This is a genomic window from Levilactobacillus suantsaii (assembly GCF_004115745.1).
Classification (GTDB): domain Bacteria; phylum Bacillota; class Bacilli; order Lactobacillales; family Lactobacillaceae; genus Levilactobacillus; species Levilactobacillus suantsaii.
The window spans coordinates 1-13885 of sequence record NZ_QXIL01000002.1 but is presented as its reverse complement, the minus strand read 5'-3'; the positions used below and the strand labels follow the sequence as shown (position 1 = coordinate 13885).

The 13885-nt window shown below is 51.8% G+C and carries 17 protein-coding genes and 1 rRNA gene; 16 read left to right on the top strand and 2 right to left on the bottom strand.

The genetic code is table 11. From position 1 onward, the window contains the following. The 13 genes from DXH47_RS01055 to DXH47_RS00995 all read left to right on the top strand — a co-directional run bounded on the left by DXH47_RS01055 (position 1) and on the right by DXH47_RS00995 (position 10450). On the top strand, positions 1 to 456 hold the full coding sequence (locus tag DXH47_RS01055) for a hypothetical protein (RefSeq protein WP_129031242.1): 456 nt from the start codon (positions 1 to 3) through the stop codon (positions 454 to 456). Then, positions 407 to 634 (top strand): hypothetical protein, encoded by a 228-nt coding sequence (locus tag DXH47_RS01050; RefSeq protein WP_129031241.1) that lies wholly within the window; start codon positions 407 to 409, stop codon positions 632 to 634. Before DXH47_RS01055 ends, DXH47_RS01050 begins: the two co-directional genes overlap by 50 nt. Further along, positions 631 to 1059, top strand: coding sequence for a prepilin-type N-terminal cleavage/methylation domain-containing protein (locus DXH47_RS01045; RefSeq protein WP_129031240.1), 429 nt, complete (start codon positions 631 to 633; stop codon positions 1057 to 1059). Before DXH47_RS01050 ends, DXH47_RS01045 begins: the two co-directional genes overlap by 4 nt. Continuing rightward, a complete protein-coding gene (locus DXH47_RS01040; RefSeq protein ID WP_129031239.1) occupies positions 1020 to 1232 on the top strand; it encodes a hypothetical protein in 213 nt (70 codons plus the stop codon). The genes DXH47_RS01045 and DXH47_RS01040 overlap by 40 nt, the downstream gene beginning before the upstream one ends. Positions 1233 to 1342: 110 nt before the next feature. Beyond that, on the top strand, positions 1343 to 2359 hold the full coding sequence (locus DXH47_RS01035) for a class I SAM-dependent methyltransferase (protein ID WP_170954925.1): 1017 nt from the start codon (positions 1343 to 1345) through the stop codon (positions 2357 to 2359). Between the two features lie 17 nt (positions 2360 to 2376). Continuing rightward, on the top strand, positions 2377 to 3567 hold the full coding sequence (locus tag DXH47_RS01030) for an acetate/propionate family kinase (RefSeq protein ID WP_129031237.1): 1191 nt from the start codon (positions 2377 to 2379) through the stop codon (positions 3565 to 3567). A 211-nt stretch (positions 3568 to 3778) separates the two neighbouring features. Beyond that, a complete protein-coding gene (locus DXH47_RS01025; RefSeq protein WP_129031236.1) occupies positions 3779 to 5185 on the top strand; it encodes an amino acid permease in 1407 nt (468 codons plus the stop codon). 237 nt (positions 5186 to 5422) lie between these two features. Next, positions 5423 to 6271, top strand: coding sequence for an aldo/keto reductase (locus tag DXH47_RS01020; RefSeq protein ID WP_129031235.1), 849 nt, complete (start codon positions 5423 to 5425; stop codon positions 6269 to 6271). A 15-nt stretch (positions 6272 to 6286) separates the two neighbouring features. Continuing rightward, on the top strand, positions 6287 to 6895 hold the full coding sequence (locus DXH47_RS01015; RefSeq protein ID WP_129031234.1) for a metallophosphoesterase family protein: 609 nt from the start codon (positions 6287 to 6289) through the stop codon (positions 6893 to 6895). A gap of 56 nt (positions 6896 to 6951) precedes the next feature. After that, positions 6952 to 8337, top strand: a complete 1386-nt coding sequence (locus DXH47_RS01010) for a bifunctional metallophosphatase/5'-nucleotidase (RefSeq protein ID WP_129031233.1) — start codon at positions 6952 to 6954, stop codon at positions 8335 to 8337. Between the two features lie 13 nt (positions 8338 to 8350). Then, positions 8351 to 9016 (top strand): YutD family protein, encoded by a 666-nt coding sequence (locus tag DXH47_RS01005; RefSeq protein ID WP_129031232.1) that lies wholly within the window; start codon positions 8351 to 8353, stop codon positions 9014 to 9016. Positions 9017 to 9027: 11 nt separating this feature from the next. Continuing rightward, the gene (locus tag DXH47_RS01000) at positions 9028 to 9822 is read left to right on the top strand and encodes a TIGR01457 family HAD-type hydrolase (protein ID WP_129031231.1); all 795 of its coding nucleotides are present in this window, start codon (positions 9028 to 9030) and stop codon (positions 9820 to 9822) included. Further along, positions 9815 to 10450 (top strand): TIGR01906 family membrane protein, encoded by a 636-nt coding sequence (locus DXH47_RS00995; protein ID WP_129031230.1) that lies wholly within the window; start codon positions 9815 to 9817, stop codon positions 10448 to 10450. Before DXH47_RS01000 ends, DXH47_RS00995 begins: the two co-directional genes overlap by 8 nt. Positions 10451 to 10515: 65 nt before the next feature. Here DXH47_RS00995 and DXH47_RS00990 read toward each other — a convergent pair whose 3' ends face one another. Together DXH47_RS00990 and DXH47_RS00985 are read right to left on the bottom strand one after the other, a co-directional pair. After that, entirely contained in the window at positions 10516 to 11211 is a 696-nt protein-coding gene (locus tag DXH47_RS00990) for a VTT domain-containing protein (protein WP_225423468.1), read from the bottom strand. 102 nt (positions 11212 to 11313) lie between these two features. Further along, positions 11314 to 11823 carry a phosphatidylglycerophosphatase A family protein gene (locus DXH47_RS00985; protein WP_129031229.1) on the bottom strand — a complete coding sequence of 170 codons (510 nt, stop codon included), beginning with the start codon at positions 11821 to 11823 and terminating at the stop codon, positions 11314 to 11316. A gap of 122 nt (positions 11824 to 11945) precedes the next feature. Here DXH47_RS00985 and DXH47_RS00980 point away from each other — a divergent pair, with 122 nt between their 5' ends. The 3 genes from DXH47_RS00980 to DXH47_RS00970 all read left to right on the top strand — a co-directional run. Next, positions 11946 to 12533 carry a peptidylprolyl isomerase gene (locus tag DXH47_RS00980; protein ID WP_129031228.1) on the top strand — a complete coding sequence of 196 codons (588 nt, stop codon included), beginning with the start codon at positions 11946 to 11948 and terminating at the stop codon, positions 12531 to 12533. Positions 12534 to 12569: 36 nt separating this feature from the next. Further along, positions 12570 to 12959, top strand: a complete 390-nt coding sequence (locus DXH47_RS00975) for a CvfD/Ygs/GSP13 family RNA-binding post-transcriptional regulator (RefSeq protein WP_129031227.1) — start codon at positions 12570 to 12572, stop codon at positions 12957 to 12959. A 467-nt stretch (positions 12960 to 13426) separates the two neighbouring features. Further along, positions 13427 to 13885: ribosomal RNA gene (locus DXH47_RS00970) — 16S ribosomal RNA — on the top strand; the annotation flags it as partial.

Here is a 13885-nt window from a genome sequence, read left to right as displayed (position 1 = left end):
GTGTACGAAGTGTTACTGGTCTTGATGATGACGACCGGCTTGGCCGTGGTGGTGGCACGGCCAACGACGAGTGCCCCTAAACTGGTGGCGGAACGCGCCTTTTGGCCCGCCTATCAGCGCCTGTGGACGGCAACGCGACAACTCGCCGTCCGCCGTCGCGCCAGATACGTCGTGCACATCGACAGTGACCACCACCAAGTCGAAGTCTTGACCACGACGACCCCGGCTCGGCAGGTGAGCAGGTTACCGATTCCCCGGTCGTTGACGTTGGCCGATGAGCGGGCCCCCATTTGGGACCTTAAAATTTATGAGTCGGGCTGGGCGCAGGGAACGACCGTTGAATGGTACAGTCAGGCCAATCACCGGTGGTGGTACCAGGCCTTTCAACTGAGAGGAGCGATGATTCATGTTACGTCCGAGACGACGCGTCGGCCACCTAAAGCCAAAGCGGCGTAATCGCGGCTGGTTGTTGCCCGACGCGTTGCTGGCGTTAAGTATTGTTGCGCTAACTTTGGTCATGTCCTATCAGGCCTTGCAAGTCACCCAGCACGTGGAACGGGTCCGTGAAGCACGGTTAGCCAGTGCTCGGTTGGCTCACGACCGGGCCTTAGAAAAGGAGTTGGCGGGCTCATGAGGTCACATCAAGGATTTACCTTAATCGAGGCCGTTTTAGCCCTCGGTATCGCAGCGTTATTGGTGGGTTTGACCACCGGCTGGGCGCGCGCTTTGAGTTTTCCGTTGCAGACCGATGCAACGGAGTTCTACGAGATGCTGGCAGTCTTAGAGGTACCGCAACGGTATTCGGTCGACAAGGTGAGCGCGACGGAACTCACATTAAAGGATTGGACCGAAAAGCAAAAAATCGTGACCTTGAGTGTGGATCATGATGGAATGTTGAAACTGAGTAGTCAGACGGGTCAAGGGTATTTGCCCTTGTTAGCGCATGTGACGAAGCTGAACTGGCAAAAAACGACTTCACCAGACCTAGTGCGTTTAAATTTAAAACAGGAGGGCTTGCCATGGCGCCACACCATCGTCGACTTTCGCGGGGGTTCTTAACCTTATGGGCGCTGGGCTTTTTGGTAGTCGTCAGCACCTTATTGATGATTGTCTTGGCCGGACAACTCGCCCGAATTCGGACCACTGATGAGCTCCTAGCTCGCTACCAACGCCCGGTTAACCCGCAGCAGTCCCCAGTTAAACCCGTGACACCAAACGCCCCGTCATCATGAGGGGCGTTTCAATGTTCTCACTAAAGATTGCTTGAATAAGTCCATAAAAATCGGTAGTATAGAGAACGGATACACGATGTTATGGAATCTGCATAAGGAGGCGAAACGTACTGTCACAAGAACAGACAGAGACGCTCTTTAAGGTCTTAGATGAGTCAACAACGACCTTACAAGCAGCGCTCGCGACATCTTATTTAGATGCCTTTATTGAAACGGGAGATAATCTCCTGAATGATGACGTTCAAGTGGAAGACGGTCGCCCGGATGCTGCGACGGTGAAGCGTTTGACGGCGCTTTACCAGCAAGCCGCTTGGCAACAGTATGATGCCGAGACGGTGCGCCGGGCAATTCAACTGGCGATGTTAAAGGCGATTCGGGTCGACGAGATTCAGGCCAATCACCAGTTGACGCCGGATACGATTGCCTACATCATGGGCTACCTCGTGACCCGATTAGAACGGGGCAAGGATGAGTTGACTTTGCTGGATCTGACCGTCGGCACGGGTAACCTGTTGACAGCAGTCGTCACCCAGTTACAGGCCGTGGTGGGCAAGATTGACGCTTACGGCGTGGACAACGACGACACCATGTTGGCCATTGCACAGTTGTCGAGTAACCTGCAACAAATGTCGCTCAACCTAGTGCACCAAGATGCGTTGGACCCGTTATTGGTCCCGGCCAGTGACTTGGTCGTGGCGGATTTACCGATTGGGTATTATCCGGTCGACGACAACGCCGCGGGCTATGCGACGCACGCCAAGACGGGCCACTCCTTCGTGCATCATTTGTTGTTGGAACAAGCCATTCACCAGTTGAAACCCGGTGGCATCGGTGTCTTTTTGGTGCCATCTCAGCTGTTTCAAACGGCTGAAGCCAAGGGCCTGCTCAAATGGTTGCCCCACAACGCCTATTTACAAGGTCTCTTGAACCTGCCGAGCGAGTTGTTTGCGAACACCAACGCTCAGAAGGCCATTTTGATTTTGCAAAAGCCGGGGGCTAACGCCAAGCAAGTTAAGCAAGTGATGTTGGGTGAGTTTCCATCATTCAAGGATCAATCAGCGTTTCAAAAGTTTGTCGCGGAAATCGTCCAATGGGAAGAACAGAATCTCATGACGGATCGCGCGTAAAAGGAGAAAAAGACCACATGGGAAAATCTATTGCAATTAACGCCGGAAGTTCAACGTTGAAGTTCAAGCTGTTCCAAATGCCAGAAGAAGCGGTGATCGCTGAAGGCGCCATCGACCGGATTGGTTTGGGCAACTCGTTAGTCGAAATCAAGTACGGTGACGGCCAGAAATACGAAGCCCACCAAGACGTCAATGATCATCGGGAAGCCATCCAATTAATGTTGGACCAACTGACCGAACTCAAGATCATCACGAACTTTGACGAAATCACCGGTGTTGGTCACCGGGTCGTAGCCGGTGGGGAAGAGTTCAAGGACTCCGCCGTCATCGATGACGATGTGTTGAAGAAAATCGAAGACTTAGCCGAATACGCACCGCTGCATAACCCAGCGGCTGCCATGGGCATTCGGGCCTTCAAGAAGATTTTGCCAAACGTCTTGAGTGTGGCGGTCTTTGATACGTCCTTCCACCAATCTATGCCAGAAGTCAACTACATGTACGGGATTCCTTACGAGTACTACCAGAAGTTTGGGGCCCGGAAGTACGGGGCTCACGGGACCAGTCACCGCTATGTCGCTGGTCGGGCGGCTGCGATGTTAGGCAAGCCGTTGGAAGACTTAAAGTTGATTACCATGCACTTAGGGGCTGGTGGCTCGATTACCGCCATCAAGAACGGTAAATCCTACGACACGTCCATGGGCTTCACGCCTTTGGCCGGAATCGAAATGGCCACCCGTTCTGGGGACATCGACGCCTCGTTGGTCGCTTATTTGATGGAAAAACTCAACATCGACAAGCCTAACGACATGATCAATATCTTGAACAAGAAGTCTGGTTTGCTGGGTGTTTCTGGCGTGTCTGCCGACATGCGGGACCTCGAAAAAGTTCAGGCTGAAAATCACCGGGCAAAGTTAGCTCGTGACATGTTCATCAACCGGATTGTCCGTTACGTGGGGGCATACTTAGCCGAATTAGGCGGTGCGGACGCCATCGTTTACACGGCCGGGGTTGGTGAAAACGATATTATGATTCGTCAAGAAGTGGCCGACAAGTTAGGCTACTTCGGAATCGGCGTTGATCCCGAAAAGAACAACATTCGGGGCGAAGAACGTGACTTGAGTAAGGCCGGGTCCAAGATTAAGACCTTGTTGATCCCAACGGATGAAGAATTAATGATTGTTCGCGATATCGAACGGTTACGTAAATAAGCTTTGATTTAAGCGACTCGGGTCGGCTAAATGCCGGTCCGAGCCGCTTTTTCACACATAGTTGAATTAATTTCATGTAATATTGATAAAAGTGAAATGAATGCGGCAACGGTGGGCTGGAGACTTGCTTTAGGCCACTGAACTTACCAGCAGTGTTGCTGGTATTGGGGTCAAGCACGTGTATAATGTATTTCAACAAGGGGGCATAAAGATGAAAAATACTCAATCAAATGACGGGCAAAGCTTTTCCCGTGAGCTGAAGAGTCGTCACGTGCAGTTGATCGCTTTGGGGGGAACGATTGGCACGGGGCTGTTCTTGGGGTCCGGGCAGGGGATTCACTTAGCGGGATCTTCCATTATCTTCGCCTACTTAATCACTGGAATCATGTGTTTCTTACTGATGCGTGCGCTCGGAGAGTTGTTGCTTTCCGACTTGAACGTGCATTCTTACATTGACTTCATCCATCGTTACTTAGGCGAGAACATGAGCTTCGTGGCGGGGTGGACCTACTGGATCTGCTGGATCACGATTGCGATGGCCGAAATCACGGCGGCCGGACAGTACATGCAGTACTGGTTCCCGGGGCTGCCGCAGTGGGTCACCGGTTTGGTCTTGCTCGGGGTGTTACTCCTATTGAACTCCGTGACCGTCAAGGCATTTGGGGAAACGGAATTCTGGTTTGCCATTATCAAGATTGTAGCGATTGTGGCCTTGATTATCGCCGGTATCTACATGGTGGCTGTACACTTTGCCACCCCCGTTGGCCATGCCAGTGTGGCGAACTTGAGCAATGGTGGGTTCTTCGCCGATGGGTGGAAGGGCTTCTTCCTCTCCTTCCAGATGGTGCTCTTTAGCTTCGTCGGAATCGAAATGGTGGGGATGACCGCTTCCGAAACGGCCGACCCGAAAAAAGTCATTCCCAAGGCCATCAACGAGATTCCCATGCGGATTATCCTGTTCTATGTTGGTTCACTGTTGGCTTTGATGTGCATCTACCCGTGGCAATCGATTTCCGCCACTAGTAGTCCGTTCGTCCAGGTCTTCAAGAACGCTGGGGTCCAAGCCGCGGCTTCCGTCATCAACTTCGTGGTGTTGACTGCAGCGGCTTCAGCCTGCAACAGCTCGCTGTTTACGACCGGGCGGATGCTCTTCTCCCTAACTTACAAGGGCAAGAGCCGTTTCGCCAAGCGCATGGGCACCCTGTCGAAAGCCCAGGTACCGGTCCACGCCTTACGATTCTCCACGGTCATCATTGCGATCTCCGTCTTCTTGAACCTGATTATTCCAGGCCACGTATTCTCCTTCGTTTCCAGTGTGGCCACCACTTGCTTCCTGTTCATCTGGGGAGCCATCGTGGTTGCTCACATCAAGTACCGGCGCCAGTTAGACGCTAAGCAAGGGACAAGCAGCTTCAAGATGCCACTCTTTCCTGTCAGTGACTACCTCATCCTGCTTTTCTTGGGGATGGTGGCCGTCGTCTTACTGTTCCAAGTCGACACCTTGATTGCGTTAGTTGGTTCCATCGTCTGGTTGCTCGGTTTATGGTTGAGCAAAAGGTTTGCGGACCGCGAACACCTAACGAGTCTAGCTGGCTCCGATGACTCCTCCCGGGACTAAGTCTTAGCCCCCCTTGATTTAGACCTAACTTAAACGAAAGCCCGACACCATTAGCTGGTCGTCGGGCTTTTTTGTTGCCATTAATAGGGTGACAATTGGTCTTGCGAAGCGAACCAGCTGAGAAGACATCTGCCGGGGGCGGCGTAATTAATCGTAAAGTGCTAGGATAAAGAAGGATAACCGATGCCGTTGGGGGTGACTGAACCCCCCAAAAGCGTCATTTAGGAGGAATTCATGATGAAAACCGTAACGTTAGCGGGCCGGACTGTCCCGGCCATTGGGATTGGGACTTGGCACATGGGCGATGAGCCGAAGCAACGGGCCGCAGAGATTGCCACGATTCAAGCGGGAATCGCTGCGGGCGCGCAAGTGATTGACACCGCCGAAATGTACGGTGCCGGTCGAGCCGAATCCTTGGTGGGTGAAGCCATCCAGGATGTTGACCGGCAAAAATTGTTCTTGATTTCCAAGGTCTTACCCGAAAATGCCTCCAAAGCGCGCATGGAACAGAGCTTGAAGGCCAGTCTAAAGCGCCTGGGGACCGACTACGTGGATTTGTACCTGTACCATTGGCGCGGCAGTGTCCCGCTAGCCGAAACGGTCGCCGAATTGAACCGGCTACAAGACACGGGACTCATCAAGGCGTGGGGCGTGTCGAATTTTGATATTGACGATTTAAAGGAACTCTGGGGCTTGCCGCAGGGCGACCAGGCGCAAGCCAACGAAGACCTGTACCATTTGGGTAGTCGGGGCGTCGATTATGCGGTCTTACCATGGCAACGAACACATCAGTTACCGTTGATTGCTTACTCGCCGGTCGCTCAGGGGGACTCGTGGGGCCAACATTTGACCACCAATCCGGTCGTTCAAGAGATTGCGACCCAGCACCAAGCCAGCATTTATCAGGTGCTCTTAGCGTGGGTCATTCGCCAGCCGCAGGTCTTGGCGATTCCGCAGACCAGTTCGGTGGAACATATGCGGCAAAATCTGGCGGCCGGCGATTTAGTTTTGACTGCCGAAGACTTAGCAGCGCTCGATGGTCAATTTCCGGCGCCGACCCACAAACAACCGTTAGACATTATTTAGGAGGCGTTGTGACGCATGCAATACTTTACGGCGGATACGCATTTTTTTCATAAGGATTTACTGGGGATGAGTGACTTTGCGCCCCGGCCATTCCCCGATGTGGCGACCATGAATCAGACCATCATCGATAATTGGAACGCGCGGGTGGCGCCAACCGATACCGTGTACCACCTAGGCGATATTGCGTTATACTTCACTCATCCCGCTAACAAATCAAATGAGGCGGTTGGGGATGTCTTGTCCCAACTGAATGGTCACTTGGAACTCATTAAGGGGAACCATGACAGCCGAGCGTTGTTTAAATATCTGGCGGCCAATAATCCCATCGACCACGGGCGGCCAAAGTACGCGTTTCACGACGTCGGGGTCTTGATCAAGTATGACCACCGGCAGTATTACTTGACGCATTACCCGATGATGTTGGGTATCGTCAAACAGATCATCAACCTGCACGGGCATATTCACCACTATGCCGTACCGGTCAAGGAGAACCTGAACGTGGGGGTCGACACGCCGGAACAGCGCTACCTCGACCAGCCATTACCGTTTGGGACGCCATTTTCGACCGCGGAAGTCGAGCAGATAGTCCTGGGCAAGGCCCAAGAGTTTCAACAGAAACAATAGCTTGACCGGCATGGGGGGATGCCGTACGATTAAATTCAGTGTTGAGGGGAGATTAGATGATGGAACAACTCACCATTTTGCACACCAACGATTTGCATTCGCACTTCGAAAATTGGCCCCGCATTCGACGTTATTTATTGGCCACACAGGAAGCCGAACGAGCCGCTAATCACGCAGTATTGACCTTTGATCTGGGGGACAACGTCGATACGATGCACCCCGCAAGCGAGGCGACGGCCGGACAAAAGAACGTGCAACTGATGAATCAGGCCGGGTACGACGGAGTCACGATTGGCAATAACGAGGGGCTGGGGTTTATGCGCGCCCAGTTGGACCAATTGTACACGCACGCGAATTTTCCGGTCATTCTAGGTAACCTCAAGAAGCCGGAGAATCACCAACAACCCGATTGGGCCATTGACCATAAAATTTACGTGACGGCGGGCGGTACCCGAGTCTTAGTACTGGGGTTGACCGCCCCGTATGAGTTGACCTACCCGTTAGCGGGCTGGGACCCAATCCAAGCGGTGCCCGCGTTAACGACATTACTGCGTCGCTATGCTGCGCAAGCCGATGTTTGTGTGCTATTATCACACCTAGGGTATAATGTGGACCAGAAATTGGCGCGGCGGTTCCCCCAACTAGACGTGATTATTGGGAGCCACACGCACCACTTGCTGATCCATGGGGAACACGACCGGAATAGTCTGTTGGCCGCGGCCGGTAAATATGGCCAGTATATTGGCCGGATCACGTTGATGCTGGATGCTGACCACCACTTACAGACCGCTCAAGCGGCGGTGGTCCGGACAGATACGTTACCACCGCTATCGACGGATGCCGCGGAGATTCGGCAATTGCAGGATCTAGGTGAAGCCATCTTAAGCGAACAACGGGTCGCCAAATTACCGGTCACCTTGGAAGCGGACCAGACGGGACACCCCCAACTGGTCCGCGAAGGGCTCCACGCGATTGCAGAATACGCGGGGACTCAAGCAGCGGTGTTGAACGCGGGGTTATTCTTACACGACTTGCCGCGGGGCATTGTGACGCAAAACCAGATTCACCAATTGTTGCCCCATAGTATGCGGGTGATGACGGTGACTTTAGATGGGTATAATTTGTGGCGGTTAGTTCAGGAGTTTGAAAAGGCCCGGCTGTTCTTGCGGCGCTTCCCCCAAAAGGGGATGGGCTTTCGGGGCAAAATCTTTGGGGAATTGAATTACCTGGGGATTGCCTACAATGACCGGACTCACCAGGTGACCTGGCGCGGCGAACCATTATCGCCGTTCAAACGGTATAAACTGGCCGTCGTGGACCATTACCTGTTTATCCCTTTTTTCCCTACGATTGCCATTGTGGGGGAAAATCAGATTTTATACCATGACTTATTACGGGAAGTCTTTGCTCAGTACCTGAGCAAGCACTACCCGTTAACTTAACGTAACAGAGAGGATGAAAACGGTGGATCGAAAAGGTTTAGAGGCGTTAGTCGCCGAACAACGAGAAAAGCGGGAGCCGAGTGCCGAAGTGTTCCGGGTCGACGAGACCCACCTGAAAATCAATGGGCACGCCTATGAACTAGTGACGAACGTCCGGGACGGCTTTGACGTTGAGGAATTTGCCCAACGTTACAGCACGATTCTCAGTAAGTACGACTATATCGTAGGGGACTGGGGCTTCGAACAGCTCCGGTTGAAGGGCTTTTACGCCAACGACCGGGCTGGTGCCAAGCAAAATCAGATTGGGGCGGTCCAGGACTACCTGTACGAATCCTGTAACTTTGGCTGTGCCTACTTTATTTTGCATAACTTAGATGTCAAACCCGTTCCGCGGCCCCGACGCAACCGGACGCGCCGCCGAAACAGTGGCAACCATAACGGTAACGCCACAACAAACGCGAAGCAGTCCACATCAGCTAAGGCGTCCCCAACGGAAAAACCTGCAAACTCGCACCGACGTCGCCGTCGGTCACGGCGGCATCATGGTGGTCGTAACCGCCAATTTACGGAAGAGCAACGCCAACCCGCTAAAGCCACTACCCCCACGAAAACGGTGACGGTGGCTTCTGGCGGTCAGGGTCGGCGAAGCTTTACCATTCGACAGAAAAAAGAAGAATAGGAGCGTGCTCAGTGAAAGCTTATCAAGCATACATGATTGACCTTGACGGGACGGTCTATGCCGGCAGTCAGCGTTATCCGGCGGCCAAACGGTTCGTTGAACGCCTGCAGGCGGCCCAGATTCCCTTTAAATTTGTGACTAATAACACCACGAAACTGCCCGAAGACGTGGTCAAGAATCTAGCAGATAACCACGATATCCATGTAACGCCGGCAAACGTGTACACGGCTGGGTTAGCCACGGCGGATTATTTGGACCAACGCGCAGGGGCCACTGGCCGCCGGACCGTCTACGTCGTGGGTGAGATTGGCCTGCGCCAGGCGTTAGCTGCAAAAGGGTTCACCGTCGACGAGGAGCACCCGGAATACGTGGTGGTCGGTTTGGACAGTGACGTGACCTACGAGAAGTTCGCTAAGGCCATTTTAGCCATCAAGAGTGGATCGACGTTTATCGGGACCAACTCGGACTCCAACATTCCCAAGGCGCGTGGGTTGATGCCCGGAGCGGGTGCACTGGTTGACCTGGTGCGGTACGCCACCCAAACGGACCCCATCTTTGTCGGGAAACCAGAACCCATCATTTTGAACAATTCCTTGGCTCAATTAGGCGTTTCGGCCGATCAAGCGTTGATGGTGGGGGATAACTACCACACTGATATCGAGGCGGGCATCCATGCCGGGGTCGACACTTTACTGGTGTACACTGGGGTGTCCACTCCCGACCAAGTCGCCCACGAGGCCATTCAGCCGACCTATACGGTGCCATCTTTAGACCAGTGGGACTTGCAGGCGGGGCCGCGTGACTGAACGGCTTAAACGGTGGGGCGGGTTAACGGCCGTCATCCTATTGTTGCTCAGCTTGAGTATCACGCTGACCATCAACGGGGTGTGGCTGTACCGGCTGGATATCAACTGGCTCCACATCGAACATACGGTCAACTTGTCGGCGCATACGTTGATGCACAATTACGGGCAACTCTTGGCCTACCTAGAATTGCCCTGGGTCACAGATCTCAATATGAGCAATTTTCCCACCTCGTTTACGGGGATGATTCATTTTGAGGACGTCAAACGCCTCTTTTTGATTAATCACGTGGTGCTACTGCTGAGTCTTTGGCCAGCGGGGTGGTACCTGCGGCAATTGAGCAAACGCGCGACGCAATGGCGGTTATTGCGGCCCATGCAGATTGTAGCGGTCGTGCCCGTTGCGTTAGCCGTGTGTCTAGTGGTCAACTTCAACGGGTTCTTCGTGACGTTTCACGAGATTTTGTTTCGGAATAACGATTGGTTGTTTGATCCGGACTTAGACCCGGTGATTCTCGCGTTACCGGATACGTTTTTCCTCCATTGTTTCATCTTGGCGTTCGGTTTGTTTGAACTGGGCGTTTTAGGACTGTATTGGTGGGCGAAACGGGCCGTTAAACGGGCAATCTAAAAAAGGCTTCGAGAAAGTCGGGGAAATCTTCCCGAATTTTCTCGAAGCCTTTTAAATTGGTGCAGTTAGTTATCTTCCGAAGCATCGTCGGGGCGTTGGGCCGACGTCGGTGTGGCAGTGGCCGGGGTATGACGGCGACCACGCCACCAGCCGACGAGGGCGGGAATCAGTGAAATTACGATGATGCCCAAGACGACCGCGGAAAAGTGTTCTTTAACGAAGGGAATGTTACCGAAGAAATAACCCCCACCGTAGCAAATCAAAATCCAAGTGATAGCGGCGCTCACGTTGTAGATCAAGAAGCGTCGGTAAGGAAATTGTGACCCAGCTGCCGTGAAAGGGACGAAGGTCCGAATGATAGGCATGAACCGTCCCAGGAAAATAGCGACGGGACCGTGGCGTCGAAAGAAGCGTTCGGACTGTGCTAACTTATCCTTGTTGATTAGCCGCCCGAACCAAGAGTGGTTGGACAACGCGGCCCCGATGCGGTGGCCTAAGTAGAAGTTGAGACTGTCACCACCGATGGCCGCCAGTAAGAAGAGGGCCACGAATAACCAGATGTTCAAGCCGTAAGCTGGGTTAGCCGCCAGGGCCGCCGCAGCGAACAGCAGTGAATCTCCCGGTAGAAATGGCAAGATGACCGCCCCGGTCTCCACGAAGACAATGGCAAAAAGGATGAGGTAAGTGGAGTTGCCAAAGGTGTTCACCAGGTTGACCAGGTGATTATCAATGTGTAAGACGAAATCGATTAAATAACCCATTAAGGTGCTCCTTAGATTAAGATTTGTAGCCGCTAATATTATAGTGGGTTTTGACCCCATTGTCAGCTGGTCTAGGAAAATTTAAAGAAATCATGACCTTTACTAATCAAAAGGGGTGTCTTGTTCGCCCTGGTCATCGTGGGCCAACCGGGCAGCGGCGGCCGCGGCTACGGCCCCAACGAGGTCGTCTAAAAAGGTGTTGATTTTGCCGGGTTCGTGGGCGTTGAGGACTTGGAGGATACCCGGTTTGACCCGGTCAATATAGCCGTAGTTCGTAAAGCCGATGGAGCCGTACAGGTCAACGATGGATAGTGCCATGGTCTCGTCGACGCCATACAGGCCTTCGTCGCGTTCAACGATGGTCTGTAGTGGATCAAGCAAGGCGTGTTGTTCGGCAGCTAAGTCGAGTTGGATACCCGTAATTACCGCATTTTGGACTTCTCGCTTACGTAAAACAGTCCGGACGCTTTGGCGTGCCATGGCCAACGTCAAATCTTTAATGTAATCTTTTTGCAAAAAAATGACCAGGTTGGCAATGGCTTCCAGCGAGACACCGCGCTGTTCTAATAGATCGATGGTTCGCCGGTTTAGCGAAGTCACAGGTTTAGTCATAATGATTCCCCCTTAAGGTTTTGGAATGCCCCTAGTATAGCACTGAGTGTTCAGTTGCATTTTTACCAGTTGGCGGCGATAATAGTTAAAAGAAGTGTTTTGAAAAGATATGGAGGATAATTATGACAAAGTTTCCACAAATTGATTTGGCGAATGCCAAGGGCCCGCAAGTGACGTTAGAGACGTCCATGGGTACAATTTTACTGCAGCTCTTCCCCGAACAAGCCCCGAAAACGGTTGAAAACTTTGTAACGCATGCTAAAGCTGGTTACTATGACGGTCTGACTTTTCATCGGGTAATCCCTAATTTCATGATCCAGGGGGGTGACCCGACCGGAACTGGCATGGGTGGCGAAAGCATCTGGGTCCAACCCTTTGAAGATGAGTTCTCACCAGAGCTTTATAATCTACGGGGAGCCTTGTCAATGGCTAACGCGGGACCGAACACCAATGGCAGTCAGTTCTTTATCGTGCAAGACAAGGATATGACGGACCAGATGCAAAGTCAGATGAAGGATGCTGGTTTCCCGGAAGAAATCGTCAAAGCTTACCAAAATGGGGGGACGCCATGGTTAGACTTCCGCCACACTGTTTTTGGTCAAGTGGTCAAGGGGATGGATGTCGTAGACGCCATCGCCCAAGTCAAAACGGATTCTAGCGACCAACCAGCCACCCCAGTCACGATGGATAAAGTGGTCGTTTCTGAGTAATGTTTAGTCTAGTAGTAGAGATAAGGAGGAATTTTGATGACCTTTCATATTGGTCAGCGAGTTTCGGGGCGGGTGACCGGGATTCAACCCTATGGGGCATTTGTCAGCTTAGGTGGTCACCGCCAGGGACTGATCCACATCTCCGAGTGCCATTGCGGGTACGTGCAAGACATTCATGATTACTTGAAGGTGAATGAAGAAGTGGATGTGGTGATTTTGGGCATCGATGAATTCACAGGAAAAATCAGTTTATCTTTGCGGTGCTTAGAGCGGTTAGACTTAACGAGTCAGCCCAATGGCCATCAGCGACACCATTACTGGACGAACTATCACGTCAACATCGGGTTCAAGCCAATTGCCGACCGCCTAGAAGGGTGGAAAGCCGAGGCAACTCAACAATTAAACCAACAGCAGGCGTCTTCATAATTGAAGGGCCTGTTTTTTTTATAAATTCCGCTTGACCTGATTGATGATGATTGGTATGATATTACCTGTTGTCATCAGGACACGCAGGTGCATAAAAATCAGATTTATGGATAGAAATACAAATTTGAAATTAAACCTTGACGTTGATAAAAACTACTGATACAATGATTTATGTTGTCGATAACCGGTAACGGCCGACAGCTTCAAAATTTAATTTTGAATATATATTCAAAATTAAATGAAAAAAGTTGTTGACAAGGTTTTGACAACATGCTATACTTTAAGAGTTATCACGAAGCAATCGCTTCATTAGACAACTTGGTAGACCTTTGAAAACTGAACATTGTTTCGACAAACCAAATATGTGTAGGGCGGTTTGAATTTATTTAAACCCAAACAATATTTGCGAAGTCAATTCGCTTTTAAAATGTAACAACAATCGATGAGCTATTCGAGCTTATCATCTTTAAGATGAGAGTTTGATCCTGGCTCAGGACGAACGCTGGCGGCATGCCTAATACATGCAAGTCGAACGAGCTTTGGTTGATTGACGTGCTTGCACTGATTTCTTCTTAAAGCGAGTGGCGAACTGGTGAGTAACACGTGGAAAACCTGCCCAGAAGCAGGGGATAACACTTGGAAACAGGTGCTAATACCGTATAACAACAAAAACCGCATGGTTTTTGTTTGAAAGATGGTTTCGGCTAGCACTTCTGGATGGTTCCGCGGCGCATTAGCTTGTTGGTGAGGTAACGGCCCACCAAGGCGATGATGCGTAGCCGACCTGAGAGGGTAATCGGCCACATCGGGACTGAGACACGGCCCAGACTCCTACGGGAGGCAGCAGTAGGGAATCTTCCACAATGGACGCAAGTCTGATGGAGCAATGCCGCGTGAGTGAAGAAGGGTTTCGGCTCGTAAAACTC

What these genes read in the sequence shown, in the direction of transcription:
- DXH47_RS01050 (WP_129031241.1), top strand. Translation starts at nt 407, where the DNA reads ATGTTACGTCCGAGACGACGCGTCGGCCACCTAAAGCCAAAGCGGCGT.
- DXH47_RS01045 (WP_129031240.1), top strand. Translation starts at nt 631, where the DNA reads ATGAGGTCACATCAAGGATTTACCTTAATCGAGGCCGTTTTAGCCCTC.
- DXH47_RS01040 (WP_129031239.1), top strand. Translation starts at nt 1,020, where the DNA reads ATGGCGCCACACCATCGTCGACTTTCGCGGGGGTTCTTAACCTTATGG.
- DXH47_RS01030 (WP_129031237.1), top strand. Translation starts at nt 2,377, where the DNA reads ATGGGAAAATCTATTGCAATTAACGCCGGAAGTTCAACGTTGAAGTTC.
- DXH47_RS01025 (WP_129031236.1), top strand. Translation starts at nt 3,779, where the DNA reads ATGAAAAATACTCAATCAAATGACGGGCAAAGCTTTTCCCGTGAGCTG.
- DXH47_RS01020 (WP_129031235.1), top strand. Translation starts at nt 5,423, where the DNA reads ATGAAAACCGTAACGTTAGCGGGCCGGACTGTCCCGGCCATTGGGATT.
- DXH47_RS01015 (WP_129031234.1), top strand. Translation starts at nt 6,287, where the DNA reads ATGCAATACTTTACGGCGGATACGCATTTTTTTCATAAGGATTTACTG.
- DXH47_RS01010 (WP_129031233.1), top strand. Translation starts at nt 6,952, where the DNA reads ATGATGGAACAACTCACCATTTTGCACACCAACGATTTGCATTCGCAC.
- DXH47_RS01005 (WP_129031232.1), top strand. Translation starts at nt 8,351, where the DNA reads ATGAAAACGGTGGATCGAAAAGGTTTAGAGGCGTTAGTCGCCGAACAA.
- DXH47_RS00990 (WP_225423468.1), bottom strand. Translation starts at nt 11,211, where the DNA reads ATGGGTTATTTAATCGATTTCGTCTTACACATTGATAATCACCTGGTC.
- DXH47_RS00985 (WP_129031229.1), bottom strand. Translation starts at nt 11,823, where the DNA reads ATGACTAAACCTGTGACTTCGCTAAACCGGCGAACCATCGATCTATTA.
- DXH47_RS00980 (WP_129031228.1), top strand. Translation starts at nt 11,946, where the DNA reads ATGACAAAGTTTCCACAAATTGATTTGGCGAATGCCAAGGGCCCGCAA.
- DXH47_RS00975 (WP_129031227.1), top strand. Translation starts at nt 12,570, where the DNA reads ATGACCTTTCATATTGGTCAGCGAGTTTCGGGGCGGGTGACCGGGATT.